Annotated in this window: 12 protein-coding genes; 10 read left to right on the top strand and 2 right to left on the bottom strand. The window is 63.2% G+C overall.

All coding sequences use genetic code 11. From position 1 onward, the window contains the following. From WBH99_RS12735 to WBH99_RS12715, 5 genes are all read left to right on the top strand, one after another. Positions 1-227 (top strand): hypothetical protein (locus WBH99_RS12735; RefSeq protein ID WP_424220468.1); only part of this gene is annotated, 227 nt, incomplete at its 5' end. Then, complete coding sequence (locus WBH99_RS12730) at positions 214-2043, top strand: CHASE2 domain-containing protein (RefSeq protein ID WP_424220467.1); 1830 nt, start codon at positions 214-216, stop codon at positions 2041-2043. The genes WBH99_RS12735 and WBH99_RS12730, both read left to right, overlap by 14 nt. Further along, positions 2040-2555: an SH3 domain-containing protein gene (locus WBH99_RS12725; protein WP_424220466.1), complete on the top strand. Its 516-nt coding sequence runs from the start codon at positions 2040-2042 to the stop codon at positions 2553-2555. The genes WBH99_RS12730 and WBH99_RS12725 overlap by 4 nt, the downstream gene beginning before the upstream one ends. Before the next feature lie 10 nt (positions 2556-2565). After that, positions 2566-2805: a hypothetical protein gene (locus WBH99_RS12720; RefSeq protein ID WP_424220465.1), complete on the top strand. Its 240-nt coding sequence runs from the start codon at positions 2566-2568 to the stop codon at positions 2803-2805. Continuing rightward, the gene (locus WBH99_RS12715) at positions 2790-3434 is read left to right on the top strand and encodes a M48 family metalloprotease (RefSeq protein ID WP_424220464.1); all 645 of its coding nucleotides are present in this window, start codon (positions 2790-2792) and stop codon (positions 3432-3434) included. Before WBH99_RS12720 ends, WBH99_RS12715 begins: the two co-directional genes overlap by 16 nt. Before the next feature lie 22 nt (positions 3435-3456). Here WBH99_RS12715 and WBH99_RS12710 read toward each other — a convergent pair whose 3' ends face one another. Next, positions 3457-5598, bottom strand: coding sequence for a UvrD-helicase domain-containing protein (locus WBH99_RS12710; RefSeq protein WP_424220463.1), 2142 nt, complete (start codon positions 5596-5598; stop codon positions 3457-3459). A 246-nt stretch (positions 5599-5844) separates the two neighbouring features. Here WBH99_RS12710 and WBH99_RS12705 point away from each other — a divergent pair, with 246 nt between their 5' ends. The 4 genes from WBH99_RS12705 (at position 5845) to holA (ending at position 10599) form a co-directional block, all read left to right on the top strand. After that, positions 5845-6201 carry a hypothetical protein gene (locus WBH99_RS12705; protein WP_424220462.1) on the top strand — a complete coding sequence of 119 codons (357 nt, stop codon included), beginning with the start codon at positions 5845-5847 and terminating at the stop codon, positions 6199-6201. A 165-nt stretch (positions 6202-6366) separates the two neighbouring features. After that, on the top strand, positions 6367-9018 hold the full coding sequence (leuS, locus tag WBH99_RS12700) for a leucine--tRNA ligase (RefSeq protein ID WP_424220461.1): 2652 nt from the start codon (positions 6367-6369) through the stop codon (positions 9016-9018). 19 nt (positions 9019-9037) lie between these two features. Next, on the top strand, positions 9038-9577 hold the full coding sequence (lptE, locus tag WBH99_RS12695) for an LPS assembly lipoprotein LptE (RefSeq protein WP_424220460.1): 540 nt from the start codon (positions 9038-9040) through the stop codon (positions 9575-9577). Continuing rightward, on the top strand, positions 9577-10599 hold the full coding sequence (gene holA, locus WBH99_RS12690) for a DNA polymerase III subunit delta (RefSeq protein ID WP_424220459.1): 1023 nt from the start codon (positions 9577-9579) through the stop codon (positions 10597-10599). Before lptE ends, holA begins: the two co-directional genes overlap by 1 nt. Here holA and WBH99_RS12685 read toward each other — a convergent pair whose 3' ends face one another. Then, positions 10600-10830 carry a hypothetical protein gene (locus tag WBH99_RS12685; RefSeq protein WP_424220458.1) on the bottom strand — a complete coding sequence of 77 codons (231 nt, stop codon included), beginning with the start codon at positions 10828-10830 and terminating at the stop codon, positions 10600-10602. A gap of 129 nt (positions 10831-10959) precedes the next feature. Here WBH99_RS12685 and WBH99_RS12680 point away from each other — a divergent pair, with 129 nt between their 5' ends. Continuing rightward, the gene (locus WBH99_RS12680) at positions 10960-12252 is read left to right on the top strand and encodes a glutamate-5-semialdehyde dehydrogenase (protein ID WP_424220457.1); all 1293 of its coding nucleotides are present in this window, start codon (positions 10960-10962) and stop codon (positions 12250-12252) included. The last annotated feature ends 110 nt before the right edge of the window (positions 12253-12362 follow it).

Below are 12362 nucleotides of genomic sequence, written 5' to 3'. Positions count from 1 at the left end.
CCTGTCAATGCCCCGAAATAAAGCTTAACCCTTTGATTAAACTGAACTTCTGTTCCGCCTCAACATCAGCGAAGGCCGCATTCTACAGCACCCAAATCCCTTGTCAACCCGGTGCGGAGGGTTTTTTTGAAAATCCATGCTTGCCGCGAATGCGTATTGGCGTCAGCATCCCCAGTGGCATAATCGTTTGCTCCTTTGCTTCCGAGTTCCCCCATGCTCAAACTTGATGGGCGCAACCTTCTCCGGCTCTTGCTGGCTTTCGCCCTGGCCTGGCTGGGTTACCTGCATTTCAGGGCCCCATGGCAGGGACTTGACTCCCGGCTCGGGGACATCCTCCTGCGTCAAGAGGCCCAAGGGCGTACGCCACCGGGCGATATCGTTCTCATCGACATTGACCAGAACAGCCTGGACAATCCGGAAATGCTCGATCTGGCCGGAAATTGGCCCTGGCCCCGCGCCATCCATGGGGAATTACTCAATACCCTGGCGCAGCAAAAACCGCAGGCCATCATCTTCGATCTGATCTTTAGCGAGCCAGACCGCTTCCGGCTGGAAAGTGACCGGATGTTCGAGGCGGCCTTGCGCCATTACCCGGCTTATCTGCCACTTGTGGTGACCGAAGGCGAGCCATCGAGGCTTGCTGACCTCCCCGCACTGATCGGAGCTCGCGCCTCGGCGACCGCCAACCCCGATGCGGGACTCCCCCTGCTGGCGCCCAAGGCCCTCTCGCCGGACGTCTGGCGCACCGGCCTGATCAATTTTCTCCAGGACGATGATGGGGTGGGTCGCCGTTACTGGCTGCGCTACCCGCATCAAGGCTGGACCCTTCCCAGTCTGCCCGCCCGGGTTGCTGTCGACTTGGGCTTCGATCTCCCGCCGGGGCCTGATTTGCACTTGCACTTTTATGGCAGCCCCTTTGAACACATCTCTTATGGCTGGCTTTTTCTTGAAAGTCTGAAGCAGAGCCCTCGGGGAATTCCCGATCTGCAGGACAAGATCGTGATTATCGGTGCAGCAGCCCCCGGCCTCCACGATTTGCGCCCCACGCCTCTCTCGGCCACCACGCCAGGACCCGGCATCCTGGCGACCGCCCTGGCCAACCTCCTGCGCCAGGATTACCTCCGGCCCGTTTCTCCCCTGGCCAGTCTGGCCTTGGGAGGTGGCCTGATTCTGGCCCTGGCCTGGGCCACCCACCGACAAATCAGCCCCTTGCGCCAAGGGAGCTGGCTGCTGCTCGCGACCGCTCTTGCCCTGTTGTTCGCCTGGAAACTGTTAGGCCACAACCTGCTCTGGCAGCCCTTCTCCACCTTGCTGACCGCCTGGCTCTTTTTCGCCATTTGTGCCTTGGGGGCTTATCTCCGGGAACGGCTGCAGAAGGAACACACGGTGCAGATGTTTGGCCGCTTTCTTGATCCCCGCGTCGTCCAGGCCGTTACGGAAGGCAACGTGCTGGCCACGGCCCAGGAAGGCAGCAGCCGGGAAATCACCGTGCTGTTCTCCGACATCCGGGGCTTCACCACCCTTTCGGAAACCCGCCCCCCGGAAGAAATCGTGCGACTTCTGAACCGCTATTTCGACACCCAGGTGCAGGCCATCTTCGAAGAAAGCGGCACCCTGGATAAATTCATCGGGGACGCCATCATGGCGTTCTGGGGAGCGCCCATGACATCCGATCTGCATGCGCTGCAAGCCGTTCGCGCCGCCCTGAAAATGGAAAAGCAGCTGGAAGCCTTCAAGCTGGAACAGGGGGAACCGGGCCTGCATTTCGATATCGGCATCGGCATCCATACGGGCCCGGCGGTGGTAGGTTTTCTCGGTGCTGCCCAGCGCCTGGACTACACGGCCATCGGGGATACGGTTAATCTTGCAAGTCGCATAGAGGGATTGACCAAGGGCGTGGCCCGGGTGCTGGTTTCTGAAGCCACCCGGGACGCCTGCCTGACCCGATCCCCGAACGAGTTTGTTTTCATCGACCACGGCGAAGCCAAGGTCAAGGGGCGGGAACGCCCAGTCCGCTTATTTGAACCAAGGAGCTCTTCATGAAGTCACCCCGCCTCACTCTCCTGCTGCTGGCCGCCGGCCTCAGCACTGCCGCCTGGGCAGAAAACGCGACCCTCACCCGCGCCTCGGACCTGAAGGCCAAGCCTTTTACCGATGCCGCCACCGTCACCCGCCTGCAAGAGCAGAGCCAGGTCACCATCATCAGCAACGACGGGGGCTGGACCCGGATTCGCACCAGCAGCGGCCAGACCGGCTGGGTACGGCTGCTTTACGTTCGCCCGAATCGCCAGGATGACACGGTTGTCGGGATCGGCAAGAGCCTGGGCACCCTGGGCAATGTGGTCCGCACCGGCAGCACGGGCAACACCGTCACCACCGGGGCCAAGGGCATCAGCAAGGATGATCTGGCACATGCCGCCCCCAACTTCCAGGAAGTGAAACGCATGGACCAGTACAAGGTTTCGACCGGAGAAGCCGAACGCTTTGCCAGGAACAACCGGCTGAAGGCCCAGGAAATCAGCTACCTGGACAGCACTGATGGACAACGGAACTGAGGCGCCGACCATGAAACAATCCCGCACGTTCCGCCCCCTCGCCGCTTCCCTGGCCCTGATCGCCACCTTTGGCCTTTCCGGCTGCAAGAATCTGGATGTCAATTCAGCCCTGCAGCAGGGGGGCAATCTGGCTCGCAGCTTCAATCACACCGTCGGCCCCCAGGAAGAACGGCGGATGGGAGAAGAATCCGCCGCCTTGCTGCTGGGCGCCGCCCCCTCGTCAAGAGTCCCGGGGTGCAACGCTATGTAAACCAGGTAGGGCAGTGGATCGCCCTGCAAACCGGGCGTAGCGACATCCAGTGGCATTTTGGCGTGCTCGATACCAGCAATGTCAATGCTTTTGCGGCCCCGGCCGGTTATGTCTTCGTCACCAGGGGGCAGCTGCAGCGCCTGCAGGACGAGTCTGAGCTGGCCGGCATCATTGCCCATGAAATCAGCCATGTTCTCATGGGGCACTATGTCCAGACCATGATCAAGAAAGATCGCGTGGCCGCATTGGGGAATCTGGCCAACACGGTCGCCCAGAGCCAGGGCAAGGAAGAGCTCGGCGCCCTGGTGAACCTGACCCGGGGTATCTACAGTGCCGGCCTGGACAAGGAGGACGAATATCAGGCCGATCGCATGGGCGTGGTGTTGGCCGCCCGGGCCGGCTACGACCCCTTCGGTCTGCCCCGGGTGTTGCAGATGTATGCCGCGAATGCAGGCCAGGCCGGGTTCGACCTGCTGTTCTCCACCCACCCGAGTGCAGATGACCGGCTCGACAAGCTGGCCAGCGCCATGGCGGACAAGTTCGATGCCCTGGAAAGCAAGAGCATCAAGAACACCACCGCCTTCAGCCGCCAGATCGCGTCCCTGGGCCCCACCCCAAAACCGCGCTGACCGCCCTTGGCGAGCCCCCGATTCAGGCTGGCACCAGCTTGGCGTACTCCAGATCCAGCAGCTTCATCCCGGCACTACCAAAGTTGATTTTCACCCGGGTGCCGCCCTCTGCTGCCACGATGACGCCAAAACCGAACTTGGGGTGGCGCACGTTCATGCCCACCCTGAGCCCATCGGGCAATACCTCGGCCGAGGCGGGTAGCGGGGGCTCACTGTGCCAGCCAGCGCCACTCCACGCTGGCTCCACCGGCCTGGCTTTGCCGAGCCGCTTGAGCAACTCGGGCGGCAGTTCCTCCAGGAAGATGGAAGGCAGGCAGTAGCGGGTCTGGCCATGCAGCATGCGGCTCTGGGCGTGGCAGAGGTAGAGCCGCTTTCGGGCCCGGGTGATGGCGACGTACATGAGGCGGCGCTCCTCCTCCAGGCCGTTCCTATCCTGGGCGGCATTGTCGTGGGGAAACAGGCCCTGCTCCAGGCCGGTGATGAACACCACATCGAACTCCAGCCCCTTGGCCGCATGCACGGTCATCAGCTGCACCGCTTCCTGCCCTTCGCCGGCCTGGTGTTCGCCGGATTCCAGGGAGGCATGGGTGAGGAAGGCCACCAGGGCATCGGCCTCGCCCGCCGCCCCTTCGTCAGCCACGAAGGCGGCGGCGGCGCTGATGAGTTCGTCCAGGTTCTCCAGCCGTTCCTGGCCTTCCTTTTCATTCCGGTAATGCTCGGCCAGGCCGCTTTTCTCCAGCACATGCGCCACCCTCTCCGGCAGCTTGAGCCCCTCGGTTTCCTGGCGCAGTTGCTCGATCAGGCGGATGAAGCCGCCCACGGCAACCCCGGCCTTGCCGGTCAGCGACGCTGCCGCGTTATAAAGGCTGGAATTCATCTGCTGGGCGGTGGCCTGCAGATTTTCCAGACTACGGGCCCCGATGCCGCGGGCGGGAAAATTCACCACCCGCAGGAAGGCGGTATCGTCATCCGGATTGCCCAGGAGACGCAGATAGGCCAGGGCATGCTTGATTTCCTGGCGCTCGAAAAAGCGCAGTCCGCCATAGACCCGGTAGGGAATGGCGCGGGTAAACAGCTCGTGTTCCAGCACCCGCGACTGGGCATTGGAACGATAGAGCAGCGCAATCTGGGTCCGCTGGACGCCTTCATCCACCAGCGCCCGGATTTCATCCACGACGAAGCGGGCTTCGTCCAGATCGGTAAAGCCCTCGAACACCCGGATCGGCTCTCCCTCGCCGGCATCGGTCCAGAGATTCTTGCCCAGCCGCTCCCGGTTGTGCCGGATCAGGGCATTGGCGGCGGCGAGGATGTTGCCCTGGGAGCGGTAATTCTGCTCCAGGCGGATGACGTTGGGGCCGGCGAAATCCCGCTCGAACTCGCGCATGTTGCCCACTTCCGCGCCCCGGAAGGCGTAGATGCTCTGATCATCGTCCCCCACCGCGAAGACCGCCGCGCCGCCCCCGGCCAGGAGTTTCAGCCAGGCGTACTGAAGCCGGTTGGTGTCCTGGAATTCATCGACCAGGATGTGGCGGAAGCGCTCCTGATAATGGCGGCGCAAAGGCTCGTTGCGGCTCAGGAGTTCGTAACAGCGCAGCAGCAGTTCGGCAAAGTCCACCACCCCTTCGCGCTGGCACTGGGCCTCATACTCGGCGTAGATCTCCACCTTCTTGCGGGTGTGGGGGTCATCAGCCTCGGCCTGCCCGGCCCGGACCCCCTGTTCCTTGTGCGCATTGATGAAGTGCATCAGCTCCCGCGGTGGATACTTTTCGTCATCCACGCCCAGGTTCTTCATCAGGCGCTTGATGGCGGCCAGCTGGTCGGCGGAATCGAGAATCTGGAAGGTCTGGGGCAGCCCCGCGTCCCGGTAGTGGGCGCGCAGCATGCGGTTGCACAGGCCGTGGAAGGTACCGATCCACAGGTTTCTGGGATTGACAGGCACCAGGGCGGCAAGCCGGGTCTGCATCTCCCGGGCCGCCTTGTTGGTAAACGTCACCGCCAGCACCCCATGAGGGCCCACCTGTTGCGTGGAAATCAGCCAGGCGATGCGGGTGGTCAGCACCCGGGTCTTGCCACTGCCCGCGCCCGCCAGGATCAGGCCATGGACCGGCGGCAAGGTCACGGCCTGGTATTGCGGAGGATTGAGGTGCGCAAGTAAATCAGACATGGGGAAAATCCTGATGGCAAAACGATCAACGAAACTTGAAATCCGCGCCCATTGTAGCGGCCTCGGCCCCATGTTGTTTTTGTGCAACGCACAAAAAATATTGAACCTCGTACGACTCAACGGCTCGAACCCCCCAGCAAAACTGCAATATAATGCATGTTGCAGTGCAACAAAATCGTTCACGAGACGGTTCATGCAAGCTGCAACGGCCCAATCGGCCGGAACCCCTGAAAGGAGAACTACACCATGAAAGCCCCGAAAATCCTGCCCTGGATCGCCAAGAAGGCTGGCATCAGCGAAGAACTTGCCCTCGAACTCTGGCATCGCGCCGCTGACGAAGCAGAATCCCTCACCGGCCAAACCAACGGCCCCGAGTACTGGGGGCTGGCGGTCGAGCATTTCCTGGACCTGGCCGAAGCAGAAGCCACGAACCCTGGCGCTCCCGGCAACCTGATCCAGGCCCCCAAAGTAGCCTGGATGTGGCGTCATCAAAGCCGCATGTCCCTGCTCTCCCTGATGGCCGCCCAGAACGCCTACCGTTTCTGGCAGCACACCTGGCAGAACCTGTATCTGCCCAAGGACATGCAGAACCGCGCCGCCTGACCCCATCCCGCAACAGCATCCGCCCATAGCGCCGAGCTCGATCACGAGCATCGGCGTTTTTGTTTTGATCCGGGGCCGGGGAAGCGTCCCGGGGTTCGCGGGTATAATCGCGCCTTTGGCATTTGCCACCCCACTCACCACCCCCTGCTCTCAGATCACCCCACCATGCTGGAAAAATACACCCCTGCCGAGATCGAACGCACCGCCCAGGCCCACTGGCAGAAAACCGGCGCCGCCCGCGCCGTGGAAGATGCCACCCGCCCCAAGTACTACTGCCTGTCGATGTTTCCCTACCCTTCCGGGAAGCTGCACATGGGCCATGTGCGCAACTACACCATCGGTGACGTGCTGGCCCGCTTCCACAAGATGCAAGGCTTCAACGTGCTGCAGCCGATGGGCTGGGACGCCTTTGGCATGCCAGCGGAAAATGCCGCGATCCAGAACAAGGTGCCGCCCGCCCAGTGGACCTACGCCAACATCGAGTACATGCGCGGCCAACTGCAGCGCCTGGGTTTTGCGATCGACTGGACACGGGAATTCGCCACCTGCTCCCCTCAGTATTACCGCTGGGAACAGTGGCTGTTTACCCGCCTGTTCGAGAAAGGCCTGATCTACAAGAAGCTGGGCACGGTGAACTGGGACCCGGTGGATCACACCGTGCTGGCCAACGAACAGGTGATCGATGGGCGCGGCTGGCGCTCTGGCGCCCTGGTGGAAAAGCGCGAGATTCCCATGTACTACATGAAGATCACCGCCTACGCCGAGGAACTGCTCGCTGACCTGGACAAGCTCGAGGGTTGGCCCGAGCAGGTGCGCCTGATGCAAAAGAACTGGATCGGCAAGAGTACCGGCGTGCGCCTGGCCTTTCCCTATGAGCTGGGCGGCAAGGCCGGAAAGCTGTGGGTCTTCACCACCCGGGCCGACACCTTGATGGGCGTCACCTTCGTCGCCGTGGCCGCCGAACACCCGCTTGCCACCCACGCCGCCGCCAATGATCCGGAACTGGCCGCCTTCATCGAGGAATGTAAGCACGGCGGCGTGGCCGAGGCCGAACTTGCGACCATGGAAAAGAAGGGCATGCCCACCGGCCTCTTCGTCGAGCACCCGCTCAGCGGCGAACGGCTGCCGGTGTGGGTCGGCAACTATGTGCTGATGAGCTATGGCGAAGGGGCGGTGATGGGGGTTCCCGCCCATGACGAACGCGATTTTGCCTTTGCCCAGAAGTACGGCTTGCCGATCCAGCCGGTGATCGCCGTCGCCGGCGAGTCTTTCAGCCTGGACGGCTGGCAGGACTGGTATGGCGACAAGAGCAAGGGGACTTGCATCAATTCCGGCAAGTATGACGGCCTGGCCCATGAAGCCGCCGTGGACGCCATCGCCGCCGACCTGGCCGCGAAAGTTGTAAACGGCGAAAGCCTGGGCGAAAAGAAGACCCAGTTCCGCCTGCGCGACTGGGGCATTTCCCGGCAGCGCTACTGGGGCTGCCCGATTCCCATCATTCACTGCCAGGGGCAGGACGGCGAGCCGGGCTGCGGCGACGTGCCCGTCCCCGACGCAGAGCTGCCCGTGGTGCTGCCGGAGCACGTGGAAATCACCGGCGCCGGTTCGCCGCTCGCCAGGATGCCGGAATTTTATGAATGCACCTGTCCCAAGTGCGGCAAGCCGGCCCGGCGGGAGACCGACACCATGGACACGTTTGTGGAATCCTCCTGGTACTTCCTGCGCTACGCCTGTCCGGACAACGATCAGGCCATGCTCGACGAACGGGTCAATTACTGGTGCGCGGGCGGCATCGACCAGTACATCGGCGGCATCGAGCATGCCATCCTGCACCTTTTGTACGCCCGTTTCTTCACCAAGCTGATCCGCGACGTGGGCCTGCCCGGCATCGAGCCTCTCGACGAGCCGTTCAAGAACCTGCTCACCCAGGGCATGGTGGTGGCCCCCACCTTCTACCGCGAGGCGGAAAACGGCAAGAAGGAGTGGATCAACCCGGCCGACGTGGAAGTCAAGACCGACGACAAGGCCCGCCCCATCGGCGCAACACTCAAGGCCGACGGCCAGCCGGTGATCATCGGCCCCACCGAGAAGATGTCCAAGTCCAGAAACAACGGGGTAGACCCGCAAGCCCTGATCGACCAGTACGGCGCCGACACCGCCCGCCTGTTCATGATGTTCGCCGCCCCGCCCGAGCAATCCCTGGAATGGTCCGATGCCGGGGTCGAAGGCGCTTACCGCTTCTTGCGCCGGGTCTGGAAGGCCGTGCATGAGCAGGTGCAGGCCGGTCCTGTCGCTCCCTCTGCCCGCAGCGCCGAACTGTCCGAGGCCATGAAGGATCTGCGCCGCAAGCTGCACCAGACCATCGCCAAGGTAAAGGACGACTATGGCCGCCGCCAGCAGTTCAACACCGCCGTCGCCGCCGTGATGGAACTCCTCAATGCTTATGAGCGGGCCGAGCTCGACTCTGATGCCGGCCGTGCCTTGGCCCAGGAAATCCTGGAAGCCGTGGTGCTGATGCTGTTTCCCATCGCCCCCCACATCGGCCAGGCCGCCTATGCCGAACTCAAGCCGGGCGCCGACGCCGCCCAGGCGCCCTTCCCCGCGGTCGATGCAACCGCCCTGGTGCAAGACGAGATCGAACTGATGATCCAGGTCAACGGCAAGCTGCGCGGCAGCCTCAAGGTCGCGGCCAGTGCCGGCCAGGCCGCCATCGAAGCCGCCGCCCTGGCGAGCGAGGCCGCCCTGAAATTCATGGAAGGCAAGCCGGCCAGAAAGATCGTCGTGGTGCCTGGCCGCCTGGTCAATATCGTCGTTTAAGGCTTCTCCTGGAAAAACCATGCGCCCAGCCCTGCTGCATTCGAGCCCGCTGCGTTCGAGCCTGATCCTCTGCCTGGCGCTGACGCTGGGCGCCTGCGGTTTCAATTTGCGGGGGGCCGTGCAGCTTCCCTATCAGAGCCTCTATATTTCCCTGCCCGCCAACTCGGTCCTGGGCGCCGATCTGCGGCGTCAGATCAACGCCAACCAACCGACCCTGTTGGTGGACAGTCCCCAAAAAGCGGAAGCCATCTTTCAGCAGATCGACGATAACCGGGAGCGCATCATCGCCGCGGTGAATGCCGAAGGGCGGGCGCGGGAATATCAATTGCGCCTGCGCTACAGTTTCCGCCTGGTAGATAGCAAGGGGGGGCCGCTAACCCCCATCAATGAAATCATCCTGGCCCGTGAAGTGACCTACGACGACAACCAGGTGCTGGCCAAGGACCAGGAAGAAATCTTCCTCTGGCAGACCATGGAAAAGGATCTGGCGACGCAGATCATGCGCCGTCTGGCCACCATGCAACCCCATGCGACCCCCGTCGCAACAGAAGACGACTGATGCTCATCAAGGGCGAGCAACTGCCGGGGCAACTCGAAAAAGGGCTCAAGCCCCTGTACGTGGTCTGCGGCGACGCACCCTTGCTGGTACTGGAAGCCGCCGACACCATCCGGATGGCGGCCCGGCAGCAGGGTTACACGGAGCGGGAAGTGCTCACGGTGCTATCCGGTTTCGACTGGGGCCAACTGGCTGCTGCCACCTGCAACCTGTCCTTGTTCGGTGGACAAAAACTGGTGGACCTGCGCCTCCCCAACGGCAAGCCGGGCAAGGACGGCAGCGCCGCCCTCCTCGATTACTGCCAGCGCATGAGTCCCGACAACGTCCTGCTGCTCACCCTGCCGCAACTCGACTGGAAGGAAGAAAAAGCCAGCTGGTTCACCACCCTGGCCCAGGCCGGCATCGTGGTCAAACTCGATGCCCCGCCCCTGGCCGAACTGCCGGGCTGGATCGCCGGCCGCCTCAGACGCCAGCACCAGCAGGCCGACGAACAAGGCTTGCGCTTCATGGCGGAACGGGTGGAAGGCAATCTGCTGGCCGCCCATCAGGAAATCCAGAAACTCGCCCTGCTCTATCCGGAAGGCCACATCAGTAACGAACAAATCCGCAATGCGGTGCTGAACGTCGCCCGTTACGACGTGGATGACCTGCGCGAAGCCCTGCTGGCTGGCGACCTGCCCCGGCTAGCCCGGACCCTGGAAGGATTACACCAGGAAGGCGAAGCCCCGGTGCTGGTGCTCTGGGCCATGACCGAGGAAATCCGCACCCTGGCCCAGGCCAAAGGCAGTCTGGCCCGGGGCCAGTCTCAGGACAGCGTATTCAGGGAATTACGCATCTGGGGGCCGCGCCAGGGATTGGTGCGCAAAGCCTTGCTGACCCTGAACGGACGGGTATTGAAAGAGGCCCTGACGCAGGCGGCCCGGCTCGACCGCTGCATCAAGGGCCTCGAAAATGCGGATGTCTGGGATGGCTTTCTCAGGCTGGGGCTGCTGCTGACCCCAAGGCAAAATAATCCAAGGCAATAATCAATCGCTCCGACCCGTTTCCCCGGGCCCCAGGTCGTCCCAAAGACAGGATTCCATGTTGCGCACATCCGAGAGTCCGTGCGCCCGGCACTCGGTCACCAGGCATTCTCCCTGGCACGCTTCGGACACCACCACCACCTGCATTTCGGTATCCACATGGCGCTCACCATCCCAGTAACAACAGGTGGCACACACCTTGACCTCTGCCGGCAAAATCAGTTTTCGCGTCATTCGACCCCCGGAACGGGATTTCCTTGATAAAAGTGTGGATAAGAGTTTACCTGCTCCCGAAAGGTTCCGTTCAGTTTTACGCCTTCCCCGTGGCTATAATCAGTTCTTTGGATATTTTCCGCCCCCGCCATGGACATCAAGCATTACATGCAGACCCTGGGCCAGCAGGCCCGCGCCGCCTCCCGCCGCCTGGCCCGCGCCAGCACCGCCGAGAAGGACGCCGCGCTCACCGCCATCGCCGCCGCCATCCGGCGCGACAAGGAGATCCTTTTGGCCGCCAACGCCAGGGACCTGGAAGCCGCCCGCGCCGCCGGCCTGGATGCCGGCCTGGATGCCGGCCTGGATGCCGCCCTGGATGCTGCCCTGATGGACCGCCTGACCCTGACCGCCAAGGGCGTGGACAACATGGCCGAAGGGGTGCGCCAGATCGCCCAGCTCGCCGACCCCATCGGCGAAATGACCGACATCCGCTTTCGCCCCTCCGGCATCCAGGTGGGCAAGATGCGGGTGCCGCTTGGCGTCATCGGCATCATCTACGAAGCCCGCCCGAACGTCACCGCCGACGCCGCCGCCCTCTGCCTCAAGTCCGGCAATGCCGCGATTTTGCGCGGCGGCTCCGAGGCCATCCACAGCAACCGGGCAATCGCCGCCCTGGTGCAGGAGGGCCTGCAGATCGCCGGGCTGCCGGCCGAGGCGGTGCAGATGGTCGACACCACCGACCGGGCCGCGGTGGGCGAGCTGATCACTTTGCGCGAATACGTGGATGTGATCGTGCCCCGCGGCGGCAAGGGCCTGATCGCCCGCCTCCTCGCCGAAGCCCGGGTGCCGATGATCCAGCACCTGGACGGCAACTGCCATGTGTACCTGGAAACCGAGGCCGACCCCAACAAGGCCCTGCGCATCGTGGAAAACGCCAAGACCCAGCGCTACGGCACCTGCAACACCGCCGAATCCCTGCTGGTGGACCGGGAGGTGGCAAAGATGCTGCTGCCCATGATCGGCCACATGCTCACCGCAAAGGGCGTGGAAATCCGCGGCTGCGAGGAAACCCGGACCATCGTCGCCAACGCCCGGCCCGCCACGGAGGAGGATTACTACACCGAATACCTGGCCCCGGTGATTTCGGTGAAGGTGGTCGCCGGCCTCGACGAGGCGATCGCCCACATCAACCAGTATTCCTCCCACCATACGGACGCCATCGTCACGGAAAACCACACCCAGGCCATGCGCTTTTTGCGCGAGGTGGATTCCAGCTCGGTGATGATCAACGCCTCCACCCGCTTTGCCGACGGCTTCGAATATGGCCTGGGGGCCGAGATCGGCATCTCCACCGACAAGATCCACGCCCGGGGTCCGGTCGGCCTGGAGGGGCTGACCTGCCAGAAATGGGTGGTGTTCGGCAATGGCCACGTGCGCAGCTGATTTGCCCCCCACCTGGGATGCCCTCGTCGAAGCTCCCGGCTTTGCCCTGGGGCTCTCCTGCCGCGCCGGGGCCGTAAGCCGCATCGGGTTGCTCGAGCCCTGCCCGGCCC

Source organism: Azovibrio sp. (genome assembly GCF_049658005.1).
Taxonomy (GTDB): domain Bacteria; phylum Pseudomonadota; class Gammaproteobacteria; order Burkholderiales; family Rhodocyclaceae; genus Azovibrio.
The sequence above is the reverse complement of the archived record's forward strand: the minus strand, read 5'-3'. Positions and strand labels throughout refer to the sequence as shown.

Bases quoted from the DNA above. Each gene is read 5' to 3' on its own strand.
- WBH99_RS12730 (WP_424220467.1), top strand. From the start codon at position 214: ATGCTCAAACTTGATGGGCGCAACCTTCTCCGGCTCTTGCTGGCTTTC.
- WBH99_RS12725 (WP_424220466.1), top strand. From the start codon at position 2,040: ATGAAGTCACCCCGCCTCACTCTCCTGCTGCTGGCCGCCGGCCTCAGC.
- WBH99_RS12720 (WP_424220465.1), top strand. From the start codon at position 2,566: ATGAAACAATCCCGCACGTTCCGCCCCCTCGCCGCTTCCCTGGCCCTG.
- WBH99_RS12710 (WP_424220463.1), bottom strand. From the start codon at position 5,598: ATGTCTGATTTACTTGCGCACCTCAATCCTCCGCAATACCAGGCCGTG.
- WBH99_RS12705 (WP_424220462.1), top strand. From the start codon at position 5,845: ATGAAAGCCCCGAAAATCCTGCCCTGGATCGCCAAGAAGGCTGGCATC.
- leuS (WP_424220461.1), top strand. From the start codon at position 6,367: ATGCTGGAAAAATACACCCCTGCCGAGATCGAACGCACCGCCCAGGCC.
- lptE (WP_424220460.1), top strand. From the start codon at position 9,038: ATGCGCCCAGCCCTGCTGCATTCGAGCCCGCTGCGTTCGAGCCTGATC.
- holA (WP_424220459.1), top strand. From the start codon at position 9,577: ATGCTCATCAAGGGCGAGCAACTGCCGGGGCAACTCGAAAAAGGGCTC.
- WBH99_RS12685 (WP_424220458.1), bottom strand. From the start codon at position 10,830: ATGACGCGAAAACTGATTTTGCCGGCAGAGGTCAAGGTGTGTGCCACC.
- WBH99_RS12680 (WP_424220457.1), top strand. From the start codon at position 10,960: ATGGACATCAAGCATTACATGCAGACCCTGGGCCAGCAGGCCCGCGCC.